The organism is Limnobacter sp. MED105, from assembly GCF_000170915.1.
GTDB lineage: Bacteria > Pseudomonadota > Gammaproteobacteria > Burkholderiales > Burkholderiaceae_B > Limnobacter.
The window spans coordinates 58,639-74,012 of record NZ_ABCT01000007.1; the positions used below are offsets into that span (position 1 = coordinate 58,639).

The window sequence follows — 15,374 nt, forward strand, 5'->3', positions numbered from 1 at the left end:
GTGGCTGTCACTTGGTACCAAAATCTACAGTGGGTGGTTTGGAAATCGCAGCCTCGTCTTCAACCGTAAAGCTTGGTTTGACTTCATAGCCCATGACCATGGCAGTCAGGTTGTTGGGGAATGAACGCACGGTCACGTTGTAGTCTTGCACCGATTTAATGTAACGGTTGCGTGCCACTGTGATCCGGTTTTCGGTGCCTTCAAGCTGCGTTTGCAAATCACGAAAGCCTTGGTTGGCTTTCAGGTTGGGGTAGTTCTCGGTGATCAACAACAGCCGCGACAAGGCACCACTTAGCTCACCTTGAGCCTGCTGAAATTTGTTGAAGGCTTCCGGGTCGTTGATCAATTCCGGAGTGGCTTGAATCGACGTTGCTTTCGAGCGCGCCTCAACCACCTGTGTCAGTGTTTCCTGCTCAAAATTGGCTTCTGCCTTCACCACATTCACCAGGTTTGGCACCAGGTCGGCCCGGCGCTGGTACTGGTTCAATACTTCCGCCCAAGCGGCTTTGACCTGTTCGTCCGTGGTTTGAATAGTGTTGTAACCGCAGCCGCTGAGTGTCAGCGCAAACATCAACGTGAACAGAGAAAAAACGCGATTCATATGAACGCTCCTTGTGGGGTGGTTAACTGATTGTGCAATTAAAAAAGCCCATGGTGCAACTGCAGCATGGGCTTTGGTCAGAAAAGATGACTTGAATTACTTCTTCATCATCTCGAAAAACTCTGCGTTGTTCTTGGTCTGGCGGATCTTGTCCATCAGGAATTCCATCGCAGCAATTTCGTCCATGTCGTGCAGCAGGCGGCGCAGCACCCAAATCTTTTGCAGCAAATCGGGCTTGATGAGCAATTCTTCGCGGCGTGTTGAAGAGCGGTTGATGTTGATGGCCGGGTACACACGCTTTTCCGCCATGCGGCGTTCCATGTGAATTTCCATATTGCCGGTGCCCTTGAATTCTTCGTAAATCACTTCGTCCATCCGGCTGCCGGTGTCGACCAGTGCAGTTGCGATGATGGTCAGTGAGCCACCTTCTTCAATGTTACGTGCGGCACCGAAGAAACGCTTGGGGCGGTGCAGGGCGTTGGCGTCTACACCACCTGTCAGAACCTTGCCGGAAGAGGGCACTACCGTGTTGTACGCACGGGCCAAACGGGTAATCGAATCCAGCAGAATGACCACGTCGCGTTTGTGCTCAACCAGGCGCTTGGCCTTTTCAATCACCATTTCAGCAACTTGCACGTGGCGGGTTGCCGGTTCGTCGAATGTGGAGGCAATCACTTCACCGCGCACCGAGCGCATCATTTCGGTCACTTCTTCCGGGCGTTCGTCGATCAACAACACAATCAAGGTGATGTCGGGGTGATTGGCAGTAATGGCGTGCGCAATGTGCTGCAGCATCACGGTTTTACCCGATTTCGGTGGGGCCACCAGCAAACCGCGCTGACCTTTGCCGATTGGGGCCACCAGGTCGATGATACGGCCAGTGTTGTTTTCTTCGCCGCGCATGTCACGTTCCAGCTTTAGGGGCTGGTTCGGGTGTAGCGGTGTCAGGTTTTCAAACAGAATTTTGTGTTTGCTGGCTTCAGGCGCTTCGCCGTTCACCTTGTCTACTTTTACCAGTGCGAAGTAACGCTCGCCGTCTTTGGGGGTGCGCACTTCACCTTCAATGCTGTCACCTGTGTGCAGGTTGAAGCGGCGAATCTGGCTGGGGGAAATGTAAATGTCGTCCGGGCTGGCCAGGTAAGATGTTTCTGGTGAGCGCAGGAAGCCAAAGCCGTCGGGCAGTACTTCGAGCACACCGTCACCGAAAATTTGCTCGCCGTTTTTGGCGCGTTTCTTCAGGATTGCGAACATCAATTCTTGTTTGCGCATGCGGTTGGCGTTTTCAATTTCAAGGCCACCAGCCACTTCAAGCAGGGCAGAGACGTGTTGCGTTTTTAGTTCAGATAGATACATGTTTGGCTATTTGTGTAGGTGGCGAACGCCGCGAGGTAAACAGGTTAACGAAGGGTGGGGGTTTTACTGCAGTGAGGGGGTTCGATGCCCGGCACATGCCGGGCGACTCAATCAATATTGTATTACAGGTGACTGTCGATAAAAGCGGCCAGCTGTGATTTGGACAACGCACCCACTTTCGTGGCGACCACGGCACCGTTCTTGAACAACATCAAGGTTGGAATGCCGCGAATGCCGTATTTGGCGGGCGTTTCAGCATTCTCGTCCACGTTCATCTTGGCAATTTGCAGCTTGCCGTTGTATTCAGATGAAAGGTCATCAAGAATTGGCGCAATCATTTTGCAAGGACCACACCATTCAGCCCAATAATCCACCAGCACTGGGCCGTCGGTTTTCAAAACATCGCTGTCGAAAGATGCGTCACTGACGTGTTTGATCAGGTCACTGCTCATTTAAATCCTCAGTTGGGTAATTGCTTTGGAGGGTGTTCACAAAGCGTGTCCGGGTGATTAAAGCACACGCGCAGACCATGAAAGTTCTTCATTTAAGAAAATGCTATTCTGAATGGTACAGCGAAATCGAACTGAAACACAAACCCGCGTACGTTTTAATCGACTTAACAACACACACCAGCCCATACACGTTTTGACCCAACACCCTGTTTCTAGCGATCCTTTTCAATCCACCCCGTTTGCGGCGGCCTTTGACTGGCTGAGCCAATCGGGTCTGGATGCCCGCCAGGTGTTGTGGGTGATGCCCCGCATCGAGACTGTGGGCAGCTTCAAACGGCACTGGGCGCGCCACCACGCAGGCCTTGCCACGCTGGGCCCGTGGATTCAAACAGCAGACCGCTTAAGCCAGCCTGCTGCCATGGGCCCCTGGCTAGCCCTGCAAGCCGATTTGGTGGGTGTGTTGCGGCAATTGCCTTTGTTGGGTGGCGGTTCATCGCCCTCGCAATTGTGGGGTTTGGCCCAGGAATACCTGGAGTTGGCCTTGCGACAGATTTTGGTGCAAAAACGCAACACCAGTGCGCTTGCCCAGTATGTTGAGAACAACACTTTCGCCGCCGAAGAGGCGCAGGTGGTGGCCACCTTGGCTCAAACCTATGCAGCTGAACTCATGGACCTGTTGCCCAAACCCGCCGAACCCGGGGGCAAGCCGCCACTGCATGTGGTGTGGTTTGATGACGGCGAAACTGTGCCTGGCCTTTGGCTGGAACTGTTCTACCCCGAGGTGCCGGTTCAGGTGTTCAGGCTTTCTGCCATTGAGGGCCCACAACCCTGGCAACAATTGGGCGCGACGCGTTTTAACATCCAGCCCAGCCCCGTGGTGTTGCAGGTGGCGCCCGATGAAACCACGCAGGCCCAGCAGGCTGCGCATCAAATTCTGGAATGGTTGCGGGAAGACCCCGTGACCGAGATTGCGGTGGCTGTACTGGATCGCCTGGCTGCGCGCCGGCTGGTGGGGCTGCTGGCAGATATAGGCGTGTTGGTGGACGACCGCACGGGCTGGCGTTTGTCCACCTCGAATGTTGCAGGCTGGTTTGACCACTTGTTGCAACAGTTTGTAGCGCAAGGGCAACTCACCGACATTGTTCAGCCCTTCACCGGTTTGCCGCTTGAGCACCTAGAGCCTTGGGCTTTCGGAAAAACAGGGAGCCGACACCCGCTGGCGCAGTGGGCAGGCGCTTTTCTGGCCTTGTTTGAAAAACATGGCCTGGATACCGCCTTGCAGCCTGACGAGGCAGGGCAACAATTGCTGACTGTGTTGGGTTTGATGCGACAAGTGCCTGCACAAACCGAATTTGATGCACACGAATTTTTGGCAGCCTGGCGCAGTTGGGCTGAATCGCAACGTTTTCGGCCGTTGGACATTGAAAGCCCCGTGCGCATGGTGCCCTTGCTCAGTACGCGCATGCGGCAATTCAAGCGTGTGTTGGTATTGGGTTGTGCACAGTCGCATTTTCAGGAAAGCCCGCCCGGTTTGTTGCCGCCCGCTGTGGCACAGGAATTGGGTTTTCCCGGCCCGCGCTTGGCCCGCATTCAAAAAATATCTGCCTTGTACGAGTTGCTGTTGCACAGCAATGAAGTGACCTTGGTACACAGTGCGCAAGTGGCTGGCAAACCCGAGATGCTGTTGCCTGAATTGATGTGGCTGGACATTGTGCTGCGAGATTCCGAAAGCCATGCCCAGCCTTGGGCCAGCCAGTGGTACCGCGCGCCATCCGATTTTGAAATTGAAGTGCGCGAAGCACCCGAGCAGGCCTTGCAGTTAACGGCTTTGAGCGATTCGGGTTCGATACCAGAGTCGTTGAGAGTGACCGCGCTGGACGACTGGAAGGCGTGTCGGCTCCGCTTTGGTTTGAAACATGCCTTGCCCTGGCCTGCGCAGCGTGATGAGGGTGCCATGCGCTATGAGCAGCTGCGCGGTATTTTTGTGCACAAGGTGCTGGAAAAAACAGCACAGTACATGGCTTTGCCCGGCCAGCCCGTCAATCAACTACAAGCATGGAAACAAACCTTGTTGGACCAGGCCCAGCTTGTGTGGAACAAGCTGGAGTTGGATGACCGCGCAACCGTTTACCCTTTCCTGAAATTTTTTGATCAAATTGTGCCGCGCCTGGCCGGTAAATTAATGGAACGTCAAATTCAGGGTTGGCAATTCAAGGGGGCGGAGCAGCAGATTGAACACACACTTGTATTGCAACCCAGTGGAGCCTCGCTTGCATTGAAAGGCCGGGTCGACAGGCTCGACACACGGGGCGAAGCGCTGGCGATTTCAGACATTAAATTTACCAACCCGGCTGTGTTGAAAAAGCGACTGGCAGACCCTCTGAGTCAACCTCAACTGCCAGCCTACCAGGCCATGTTGAACAGCCCTGGTGCGCAACTTGATTTTCTGGGTTTGCACAAAGACAAAGTGGATTGGGTCAGTTTTCCGCCCTTAAGCAATGAGTTCAGTGAACAGGGGTTCAAGTCGTGGGGCGAGGTGTTGCTCAGCCAACTGGCCACTGAACTGAATTCGTTTTTTCAGGGCAAAGCGGTGTGGCAGGCCAATCCGGGTGAGGCTTGTGAATACTGCGCCGTGCGTGGCGTTTGCAGGCCAGAAACGCACCCTGCATTCAACGAAGGAATGAACGGTGAGGAGGGTGAAGATGACTGATTTACACACCAACTTCACCTCGATTGCCTGCAACCCTGCCAACAGCGTTGTTGTGGAGGCTTGTGCAGGCAGTGGCAAAACCTGGTTACTCACTGCACGCTTGTTTCGTTTGCTGTTAAGCGGGGCGCGGCCCGATCAAATTCTGGCAATTACTTTCACACGCAAAGCCGCGCAGGAAATGCAGGAACGCCTGTTTGGCTTGTTGCGTGAATGTGCCTTGTTGAGTGATGACAAACTAAGCACCCTGTTGACCGAACGCGGCGCTGTGGCCAATGAGGCCAACTTGAATAAAGCGCGGGCACTGGCTGGCGAGGTGTTGACCAATTCTCGTGGGGTAACCATCGACACCTTCCATGGCTGGTTTGCATCGCTTTGCCAAATGGCACCCTTGGCCAGCGGCTTTTCAAGGCAAAGCGAACCCACCGATCAAACCCTGTTCTGGATGGACATGGCCATTGATGTGTTCACTGCCAATTTGCTGAACGATCAATCGGAGTTGCTGCCAGCCTTTGACACGCTGGTGTCACAAATGGACCGCGCCGTGGTGCGGCAGGTGTTACAGCATGCATTGACCAATCGTGTGGCCTGCAGCCTTTGGTTGCACAACAGCGAAGCGCCGCCGTTGAATAGGGTGTTTGAAATTGGTGAAGGCGAGCAATGGCCTGTCGAGGTGTTGAATAACAGGCATTTTCTTGAGCAGTGGCAACAGGCGGCACGCTGGTTGGCTTTGGGCACCGCGAAGCAGCAGGGCCATGCGGTAGACATTGAAAAGGCACTGACTGCATTGCGCGAGGGTGCGCATGCAGCGGATGTGTTTGAGCAGTTAAAGGCAGTGTGTTTGACCGCAAAAAATGAGCCAAGTAAAAACTTTTTCAAGATGACTGCGGGGCAAAAAACTGCAGTGGATGAAACTGACTATGTGCGAACACTGGAGGGCCTGGCCCTGCAAACTGCACAGGCTTTGCAACTTGAAAAAGACCAGCTCGACATGCAGGCGACTGCCGCTTTGGCGCAATTGATTGAGCCACTGTTTGACACTTACAAATCAATCAAGCTTGAGCAAGGTTTGTGCGATTTCGATGACTTGGAAGCCACAGCCTTGCGCATGCTGATGAATGATGAGCAGCGTGCTTACATGCAACAAAAACTGGATACGCGCGTGCGCCATTTGTTGGTGGATGAATTTCAGGACACCAACCCTGTGCAGTGGAATATCCTGAAACTCTGGTTGCAAGACTACAGTGGCGATGACAAGCCCAGTGTGTTTTTGGTGGGTGATCCCAAACAATCCATTTATCGTTTTCGACGGGCCGAAGCGCGATTGTTCAACCACGCGCGCGCTTGGCTGGTTGAACACTTCGCCGCGAAAACTTTGGAGTCCGATTCAACACGACGTTGTGCGCGGTCTGTGGTTGATGTGGTTAACGCCGTGTTCGAGCCAGGGCAAACTCGGGGACAAACCGCTTTTCGCGCTCACACCAGTTTGGCTGGCGAAAGCGTTTCAACCTTGAAGGGTTTGAATATTTATCCCAAGCTGCTCAAAGAAGACGAAGGCCCCGATGAAGCGCAGCGCGTGGTTCAAACCCTGCAACAATGGCTGGCCAATGGCAGCATCCAGAATTTAAGTGAAGTGATGGTGCTGGTGCGTGCCCACAAAAGTGGTGTGCCCTTGATGGCTGCTCTGCGTGAAGCGGGCCTGGCCTACACCATCAAAGACAAAGGCGAGCGTTACACCTCGCAGGTGTGGGGCGACACCATTGCATTGTTGGGGTTTTTAAACGACCCGCACGCCAATTTGCACTTGTTGCAATTGCTGCGTTGTCCGCTCATTGGCCTTTCTTCAGCGCAATTTCAGTCCCTGATACAGGCCGGTAAAATGAATCAAACCGCCACGGTGTGGGGCACGCTTGAGCTGTTGGCTGGCCAATGTAAAGCGCCGTGGACTGCGCTGCATGCGCAGTTGTCGGAATGGTTGCGCATGGCGCGCGCCTTGCCGCTGTTTGAAACCCTGTCCAAAGTGGTTGCTGATACCAAGGCCTCTGAAAAATATTTGAATTCTGCGTCACCGCGTCAGCGGGTCATGATGGCTGAGCACTGGGACTGGCTGAAGGCTTGGGCACTGGGTTTGAACAAGGGTCGTTTCCCTGGTTTGCAACAGGCCTTTGATGAGGCCGTGAAACTGCAAACCTATGCAAGTTCTGACAGCGAAGGTGCAGCCAACAATCCCGACGTGTTGCGCATCATGACCGTGCATTCAGCCAAGGGGCTGGAGGCCAACCATGTGTGGTTGTTCGATGCAAACTCGTCGCCCAAACCGGGTGGCAGCAATGCGGGTTTGCTGATTGATTGGGCCTTGGGCGAATCGCACCCCAAGTCAGTCACGGTGATGGGCAATTTGGGTAACCCCAGCCCAGGCCGTGCTGCCGCACAACAGATTGAACAACAAGCCTATGCCGATGAAGAAGACCACCTGCTGTATGTGGCGCTAACCCGCGCCCGGCATTCCATTCACTTGAGTGGCAGTGAAAAGCGGGGCGCCAGCAAGGGCTGGTATGAGCGTTTGTTGCCCTTTGCCACACAGGTGCACAGCACATGGCCCATGCCGCAAGGCGCGACGCAATGGCCAGGCCAGGCTGAATTGGCGGGCTTGTTTGATCCACCAGCACTGTGGGTGCGCCCGCAGTTTCCGGTGCTCAATGCATTGAGTGCGCCTGTGGGCAATGTGGTGCCCCGGCTTGCCTCGCCCGAGCTGCGAAAAGGTACGGCCTGGCATGCCGCGCTTGAATGGGTGGATGAGCTGGCTGAAACGCCGTTCGATGCCTGGTGGGCGAAGGTGGCCGTGCGTTGCGAGGCGGTGTTTCGCCCCCTGCGCGATGATGAATTGCAGCATGTGGAGCAAGCCTGCCGTTTGCTGGTGAACAAAGGCGATTTGCAGCCCTGGTTGCAGGGGGCGGTGGCCAACAACCACAGCGTGTTCAATGAACTGGAATGGGTATTGGGCGATGGCCGATCGCTGCGGGCTGACCGGGTGCTCGAGTTGCCCGACCGTTTTCTGGTGCTGGACTACAAATGGGCAGTAAATTCAGGCAATTTACAAGGCTATACCCAGCAAGTGCTTGAATACGTGGGCTTAGTTGACTTGAGCCTGAACAAGGGGGATAAACCAGCGCCCACACAAGCTGCACTGATTGACCGGCATGGCGAAGTTCACTGGCTGACTTCGGTGTAGAATTCAGTCTGGCGGGCCTCCCCGCATGGCGTAGCGGCCAACCTGGTCAGGTCCGGAAGGAAGCAGCCACAACCGTGAAGTCAGTGCCGGGGTTCTGGCTCGCCTCTTAATTTGTTGGACACACCTGTGCACACAAACGTGGACCCACTCTGAATGAATCAAACTGCATCTCAGGCTTTGGCTCGAAAATGGCGACCGCGAGACTTTGATTCGCTGGTGGGCCAGGCCCACGTGGTCAAAGCCCTTTCCCACGCGCTCGACAATCAACGCCTTCACCATGCCTATTTGTTCACGGGCACACGCGGCGTGGGCAAAACCACGATTGCACGAATTCTTGCCCGAGCAGTGAATTGCGAACAGGGCATTAGTCGCACCCCCTGCGGCAAATGCCAGGCCTGTGTTGAAATCAGTCAGGGTCGATTTGTTGATCTGCTGGAAGTGGATGCGGCCACCAACACGCGTGTGGATGAAATGCGTGCTTTGCTTGAAAACGCAATGTATGCACCCACGGCAGGCCGCTACAAAGTGTATGTGATCGACGAAGTGCACATGCTGTCCACCAGTGCGTTCAACGCCATGCTGAAAACGCTGGAAGAACCACCGGGGCATGTGCTGTTTATTCTGGCCACCACCGATCCGCAAAAAATTCCGGCCACCGTGCTGTCGCGTTGCCTGCAATTTGCCCTGCGGCAGTTGCCGCCCGACCAGTTGGCCGATCACCTGGCGCACATTCTTTCTGAAGAACAAATTGCCTTCGAGCCCGGTGCTTTGCGCCTGTTGGCCAAGGCGGCCCGCGGCAGTGTGCGTGATGCGCTTTCACTGACCGATCAGGCCATTGCTTACAGCGCAGGCCATGTCACTGAGGACACGGTGAGAACCATGCTGGGTGCCATCGACCAGCAAGTGGTACACCAACTGTTGCAAGCCTTGGCCCAAGGTGATGGCAAGGCCCTGCTTGAATTGAGCAATGCCCTGGCCGCAGCCAGTGCGCCGTTTGGTGCCATTCTTGATGAACTGGCCGCCATTGCGTATCGGCTTTCTGTTGCGCACTTCGCGGGCGGGCTTGATGCAGATGACCCCGATCAGGCCGCATTGCAAAACCTGCAAGGCGCCTTTGGTGCGGAAGACCTGCAATTGATTTATCAAATTGCCACCCACGCCCGCGCTGAATTGCATTTGGCCCCGGAAGAACACATTGGATTTTCCATGGCACTGGTGCGCATGCTGGCGTTCAAGCCGGGTGGGCAGGGCGCAGTCACTCGTTCTGCACCATTGGCCCCGGCAGTCGTGAAAGCGACAGTGCCCGTGATGGCAGCAAAACCAGCAGTTGCCCAATCACCTTTACCCAAAGCTGCGCCCCAGGCCGCTGCCCCTGCAGTGGCAGACGACTTCGATGAGTCGCCGCCTTGGGACACTGCCGATGATTTACCGGTGGCCCAATCACAGCCCGCTGCGCCCGCCATCAAGCCACAGCCGGTGTACAACCAGTCAGCCAGCGGTGATTTGCCCAGCGCAACCAATTGGCCGCAGGTGTCCCAAGAAGTGCCAGCCAAAGGCCTGACACGCCAGGCATTGGTGCAGGCCGAACTGGTTGAGGCCAGCCGGGAAGGCGACGTACTACAAATTGTTTTGCGCACGGCAATCAAGGCCTACACCGAGGCCAGCATGGTGACCCGCCTTGAGGGTGCCCTTGGCCAGTACTATGGAAGTACCGTACGGCTGCAAATGCAGTTTGGCGAGGCGCAGCAAACCGCGCACGCTGTGCAAAGTGAAACCCGCAGGCAGGCCCTTGAGGGGGCCAAGCAGGCTTTGCAGGAAGACCCGTTTTTAAAAGACATTCAGAACTTGATGGGCGCAACCGTGGTCTCAGGTTCAGAACGCACGCTGAGCAACACAGGCCCAGCCGATATTTGACAGGAGAGATTTCGACATGAACATGATGAAAGGCCAATTGGCCGGCTTGATGAAACAAGCCCAGCAAATGCAGGAAAAGATGGCCAAAATGCAGGCCGAGATCGGTGCCCTGGAAGTTGAAGGACAATCGGGCGGTGGCATGGTGAAAGTGGTGATGACCTGCAAGCACGATTGCAAGCGCATTACCATCGACCCTTCGCTGTTGGGCGAAGACAAAGACATGCTGGAAGACCTGGTGGCTGCTGCATTCAATGACGCTGTGCGCAAGGCCGAAGCCACCATGACTGAAAAAATGTCTTCAGTCACCGCTGGTTTCCCAATGCCCCCCGGCTTCAAAATGCCATTCTAAGCAACACCCATGAGCCGTTCCGCGTTTGACGCCTTCGATGGCCTCGACCCCTTGGTTGATCTGGTGCAAGCGCTTAAACGCTTGCCCGGAGTAGGGCCAAAGTCGGCGCAACGCCTGGCTTTCCACCTGTTGCAAAATGATCGTCAGGCTGCCACAGCCTTGGGCGAATCGCTGCTGAAAGCGGTGGCTGAAATTCGCCACTGCAGTATGTGCAACAATTTTTGCCATGCCGATGTGTGTTCCATTTGCAGCGACACCCGCCGCAACCCCGGTTTGCTGTGCGTGGTTGAAACCCCGGCCGACCTGGCTGCCATTGAAGCCACTCAAACCTATCGCGGTTATTACTACGTGCTGATGGGCCGAGCTTCGCCTTTGGACGGTGTGCGCCCCGAGTCGCTGGATTGGCCCAAGCTGAGCCAGCGACTGGACGACAGCGAAGTGAAGGAAGTTATTCTGGCCACCAATTTCACCAACGAAGGCGAGGCCACTGCCGTGTTTCTCACCGATCGAATTCGCCGCATGGCGTTGAAAGTAAGCCGCCTTGCCCGTGGCGTGCCAATTGGCGGTGAGCTTGAATACACCGATCCCAGCACTGTAGCGCGGGCTTTGTTGGACCGCCGCCAGTTGGGTTCTGACCCGGAATAATGTTTCGCATGCACAAGTGCACATCATGACCAATTCCCCTGAGCAATCGTCACCTGTTAACAACGGCCCATTGGCTGGCATCCGCGTACTTGAATTGGGTTCGCTGATTGCGGGGCCTTTTGCAAGCCGAATGCTGGGTGAATTCGGTGCCGAAGTGATCAAGGTTGAAACGCCCGGCACCGGCGACCCCATTCGCAAATGGCGTGTGCTGCACGAGGGCAACTCCCTGTGGTGGGCTGTGCAGGCCCGCAACAAAAAATCGATCACCCTGAACTTAAAAGCCGAAGAAGGGCTGGCTGTGTTGCGCAAGCTGATTGAAAGCGCCGACATGCTGGTCGAGAACTTTCGCCCGGGGCAACTTGAAAAATGGGGGCTGAGTCCTGAACAATTACAGGCCTTGAACCCTGGCCTGATTGTGGTGCGCTTGAGTGGCTATGGCCAAACCGGCCCTTACAAGGACCGCCCAGGTTTTGGTGCGATTGCTGAATCGATTGGGGGCATGCGTTTTTTAAGTGGCGACACCGATCGCCCGCCTGTGCGCGTGGGTATTTCCATTGGCGATTCTTTGGCTGGTTTGCATGCGGTAATCGGTGCGCTGATGGCCTTGCAGCATCGCCACAAAACAGGCAAGGGGCAAGTGGTGGACGTGGCCCTGTATGAATCGGTGTTCAACATGATGGAAAGTCTGTTGCCCGAGTACGACTTCGCAGGCGTGGTGCGCAAACGTTCGGGTGCCAGTTTGCCGGGTATTGTGCCGTCGAACACCTACACCTGCGGTTGTGGTGGATTCATTGTGATTGGTGGCAATGGCGATGCAATTTTCAAGCGCTTAATGATTGCGATTGGTCGAAGCGATTTTGCAGAAAACCCCGACATGGCCAGCAACGATGGCAGGGTTCGCCACACAGAGTTGATTGACGACACGATTGCCCAGTGGTGCAAAGAACGCAGCATTGATGAGGCACTTGAAGTGCTTGAAAAAGCAGATGTGCCTGTCAGCAAAATTTACAGCATTGAAGACATTGTGCATGACCCCCAATTTGCGGCCCGCGGCATGATTGAAGAACATGCGTTTGGCGAAGACCGAACTTTGAAAGTACCGGGTATTGTGCCCAAGTTAAGCGATACGCCCGGGCAAACCCGTTGGCTTGGCCCCAAGCTGGGTGAGCACAATGCGCAGGTGCTAGAGGGGCTGGGTTATTCGGCTGAGGAGATTCAGCGCATGTTGGATGATGGCGTAATTTGAATAGTGCTTAGTGCTTAGTGATTAGTGATTGTGATTCGTGATTTGCAGTGCATCCCTCATTCTGCCTTGATCAAGTCCAATTCCTCGGTGTTGAATCTTGCTTGGGGCATGCGAAACGCAAAAGCGTCTTCGCATCGACCTTGCAGGTCGCCCCTCGCTTCGAATCAAACCGGGCGACTTGATCTTGAATCGGCAGAACGATGCGATGCTGCTGCAAATCTTCGCGGGCTGACCAATCAACTCCCGCCGGTTAAGAGATGGCAGTGACTTAATCCGCATCGGAGCAGCATGTCGCAAGTCATTAGACCGTTTCTCGCACTCGCAAAGATCGCTTTGCCGTCCTTCCGCCTTCAAGAAAGCCTGCCCGTTTGAACTCACACGCCACGTTCGGCTGTAAGCCGACACCGAGTTCGGCCATCAGTTTTGCCGAATCTCGGTGAGTCAGTGTGAATTCAATAAGGGGAATTCAGGCTTTCTGGCGGAGGAGGGCATGCGACTTTGCGAATGTCTGGTTAAAAACCTTCCCGCAAGTTTACGCTTTCAACAACCCATCCAGCGTAACCGAGTCTTTCACAAACGCTCGAATGCCTTCCGCAAGTTTTTCAGTACCCATGGCATCGGCATTCAGTTCAAAGCGAAATGCCGCCTCGCCGTCTGGGAATGTCTCACGCGGTTGGGCAAGTGCCCAGTCAGCGTTCAACTCAACATTCAATGGCGTATCGTCTGCCCGCAGTTCGCCCAGCAATTCAGGGCTGATGGTCAGCAGATCGCAGCCCGCAAGCGCCTTGATTTGCCCCGCATTGCGAAAGCTGGCACCCATCACCTCTGTGCGAATTTCATTTTGTTTGTAATAGGCATAAATACGGCGCACCGATTGCACGCCAGGGTCGTTTGCGCCTGCATTGGCTGCTTCATCCCAATTGCTACCTGCTGATTTCTTGTACCAGTCGTAAATTCGACCCACAAAGGGCGAAATCAATTGAACACCTGCTTTGGCGCAGGCATGTGCCTGAATGGGTGAAAACAGCAGGGTAAGGTTGCAGTGAATGCCCTCTGCTTCCAGCGCCTTTGCGGCCTGAATGCCTTCCCAGGTGGAAGCAATTTTGATCAGCAGGCGCTTTTGAGTGTCAATGCCTTCAGCCCGGTACAAAGACACAATGCGGTTGGCGCGGGCTATGGTTGCTTCGGTGTCAAAGCTAAGCCTTGCATCCACTTCAGTGGAAACGCGACCAGGAATAATTTTCAGGATTTCAGTGCCAAAGGCCACCAGCAGGCGATCAGTTTGCAGCTCAAGCGGCTCATGACCAAACTTGATCTTGATTTGCTCCAGCAAGGGCAAGTATTGTGGTTTTTGAACTGCTTTTAAAATTAGCGAAGGGTTGGTGGTGGCATCTTGGGGAAGAAAGGCGGCAATTGCCTGAAAATCACCCGTATCAGCCACCACAGTGGTGGCTTGTTTCAGTTGTTCTAGTGCGTTGCTCATGTCTTGATGGTGGCGAAAATTCAACGAAGTACGGCCCAGTATAGGCGTTTAAGGCGTTTATTTGATGAATGAAATAGTATCCTTGAGTCAGGAATTAAAAAAACACAACAAACGATGAGTACTCGCCATGTATTCTGAACAAGAACTTGAACAACAACCCTTGATTGACGATGATCAGTGGGGGCGCCTCGAGAGTGAATTGGGGCTTGAGATGCTGCAGGAATTTGCGCTGGAGTTTTTTGAGGAAACCCGTGAAATCTGGTTTGTGCCTGGTTTCGACCCTTTTTCCATGGATGAGAAAGCGTTTAAGTCCATGGCGCACCGAAGCGCCGGAGCTGCGGGCACCATAGGCTTCAAGAAACTGAGGTTCGCTTTTTTGTGCATGGAGCACAATCCGCTTGGTGAGGAAACCCGGCGCTACCTGTCTGCCATGAATGCTATTTTTCAATCGACCCAGGACTGGGTACAAAGCAAGCAATAAATCATGCAATATTCTTCCGCACGGCCTTGGGCCAGCCTGGGCCTGGCCATTAGTTTCGGTGCGCTTGGGGCTGCACTGTTCTTTCAAATCAGCAAAGAATGGTTTCCCTGCCCGCTGTGCATTATTCAGCGTTACGCTTACCTGGAAACTGCCTTGGGCTTTCTCGGCATTGGTTTGACCAGCAAAAAAAGCATGTGGTCATCGGTGTTTGTGTTGTTGACGCTGCTGGGGTTTCTGGCCGGGGCGGGTGTGGCTTTTTATCACGTGTGGGTGTTGTCCAACCCTTCTCAAACCTGTGGCGTCGACCCCCTGCAAAACACTTTGAATGCCTTGCCTTGGGTTCAGTACTGGCCCGATATGTTTGTTGCTGATGGTTTGTGCACCGATGAATTTCCACCCCTGTTGGGCTTGTCATTGCCCATGTGGAGCGGACTTGGTTTTCTGGCGCAAGGCCTGGTGTTGTTGATCGCTGTTCGTACTCGACAGTACGTTAAAGGCTCATGGTGATGGGGTTGGCCAGGGTCACCCAGTTCTGGGTACCTTGGCTGCTCAACTGTTTTCTTTCCAGGGTTTCCATATAGCCCAGCAAGGCGCCCAGTGCGTCCATGGCATGCGGGTTTTTGCTTTGCCTGACAGCATTCAGAACCACGGCCAATGCATCGTCCAGGTTGGTGTCGCTGTCTAGCAATGGCGCAGCCATTTGAAGCTCAACCGTTTCCGGGAAGCGGAAGTCGTGTTTTGGGGTGGCGTGCAGTTGTATGGCTTGCATGGTGGTGAACCTGAATCTGACTTGATCCAAGAATCTCACCTTTGCCTGTCTGTCCACTTTCCGAATAAACCACTTTTTTTCACTCAGTTCAGCAGATCCCTGAAGCGGACTCCACCGATCGGGCGATCTTCTTTTGGGCAAG

The 15,374-nt window shown here is 54.5% G+C and carries 13 protein-coding genes and 1 other RNA gene; 9 read left to right on the plus strand and 5 right to left on the minus strand.

Features of this window, described 5'->3' with window-relative positions; genetic code table 11:
* Positions 1-7: 7 nt before the first annotated feature.
* The 3 genes from LMED105_RS08405 to trxA form a co-directional block, all read right to left on the minus strand.
* A complete protein-coding gene (locus LMED105_RS08405) occupies positions 8-601 on the minus strand; it encodes a LemA family protein (protein ID WP_008250209.1) in 594 nt (197 codons plus the stop codon).
* Between the two features lie 96 nt (positions 602-697).
* On the minus strand, positions 698-1,954 hold the full coding sequence (rho, locus tag LMED105_RS08410; protein ID WP_008250210.1) for a transcription termination factor Rho: 1,257 nt from the start codon (positions 1,952-1,954) through the stop codon (positions 698-700).
* Positions 1,955-2,076: 122 nt separating this feature from the next.
* Entirely contained in the window at positions 2,077-2,406 is a 330-nt protein-coding gene (gene trxA / locus LMED105_RS08415; RefSeq protein ID WP_008250211.1) for a thioredoxin TrxA, read from the minus strand.
* A 112-nt stretch (positions 2,407-2,518) separates the two neighbouring features.
* Here trxA and LMED105_RS08420 point away from each other — a divergent pair, with 112 nt between their 5' ends.
* From LMED105_RS08420 to LMED105_RS08445, 7 genes are all read left to right on the plus strand, one after another.
* On the plus strand, positions 2,519-5,116 hold the full coding sequence (locus LMED105_RS08420; protein ID WP_008250212.1) for a PD-(D/E)XK nuclease family protein: 2,598 nt from the start codon (positions 2,519-2,521) through the stop codon (positions 5,114-5,116).
* Positions 5,109-8,345 (plus strand): exodeoxyribonuclease V subunit beta, encoded by a 3,237-nt coding sequence (locus LMED105_RS08425; RefSeq protein WP_008250213.1) that lies wholly within the window; start codon positions 5,109-5,111, stop codon positions 8,343-8,345. The genes LMED105_RS08420 and LMED105_RS08425 overlap by 8 nt, the downstream gene beginning before the upstream one ends.
* Positions 8,346-8,355: 10 nt before the next feature.
* An RNA gene (ffs, locus tag LMED105_RS16660) (signal recognition particle sRNA small type) lies at positions 8,356-8,452 on the plus strand.
* Positions 8,453-8,498: 46 nt separating this feature from the next.
* Positions 8,499-10,259 carry a DNA polymerase III subunit gamma/tau gene (dnaX, locus tag LMED105_RS08430; protein ID WP_008250214.1) on the plus strand — a complete coding sequence of 587 codons (1,761 nt, stop codon included), beginning with the start codon at positions 8,499-8,501 and terminating at the stop codon, positions 10,257-10,259.
* Between the two features lie 22 nt (positions 10,260-10,281).
* Positions 10,282-10,608, plus strand: a complete 327-nt coding sequence (locus LMED105_RS08435) for a YbaB/EbfC family nucleoid-associated protein (protein ID WP_040512993.1) — start codon at positions 10,282-10,284, stop codon at positions 10,606-10,608.
* Positions 10,609-10,617: 9 nt separating this feature from the next.
* Positions 10,618-11,253, plus strand: a complete 636-nt coding sequence (recR, locus tag LMED105_RS08440) for a recombination mediator RecR (protein WP_008250216.1) — start codon at positions 10,618-10,620, stop codon at positions 11,251-11,253.
* A 25-nt stretch (positions 11,254-11,278) separates the two neighbouring features.
* Positions 11,279-12,499, plus strand: a complete 1,221-nt coding sequence (locus LMED105_RS08445) for a CaiB/BaiF CoA-transferase family protein (protein ID WP_008250217.1) — start codon at positions 11,279-11,281, stop codon at positions 12,497-12,499.
* A gap of 532 nt (positions 12,500-13,031) precedes the next feature.
* Here LMED105_RS08445 and tal read toward each other — a convergent pair.
* A complete protein-coding gene (gene tal, locus LMED105_RS08450) occupies positions 13,032-13,982 on the minus strand; it encodes a transaldolase (RefSeq protein WP_008250220.1) in 951 nt (316 codons plus the stop codon).
* Positions 13,983-14,109: 127 nt separating this feature from the next.
* Between tal and LMED105_RS08455 the strand changes: the two genes are divergently transcribed.
* Both LMED105_RS08455 and LMED105_RS08460 read left to right on the plus strand, forming a co-directional pair.
* Entirely contained in the window at positions 14,110-14,463 is a 354-nt protein-coding gene (locus tag LMED105_RS08455) for a hypothetical protein (RefSeq protein WP_008250223.1), read from the plus strand.
* A gap of 3 nt (positions 14,464-14,466) precedes the next feature.
* Positions 14,467-14,970 (plus strand): disulfide bond formation protein B, encoded by a 504-nt coding sequence (locus LMED105_RS08460; RefSeq protein WP_008250224.1) that lies wholly within the window; start codon positions 14,467-14,469, stop codon positions 14,968-14,970.
* Here the strand turns inward: LMED105_RS08460 and LMED105_RS08465 are convergent.
* The gene (locus tag LMED105_RS08465; protein WP_156799610.1) at positions 14,954-15,262 is read right to left on the minus strand and encodes a hypothetical protein; all 309 of its coding nucleotides are present in this window, start codon (positions 15,260-15,262) and stop codon (positions 14,954-14,956) included. The genes LMED105_RS08460 and LMED105_RS08465 overlap by 17 nt on opposite strands.
* Positions 15,263-15,374 lie beyond the last annotated feature (112 nt).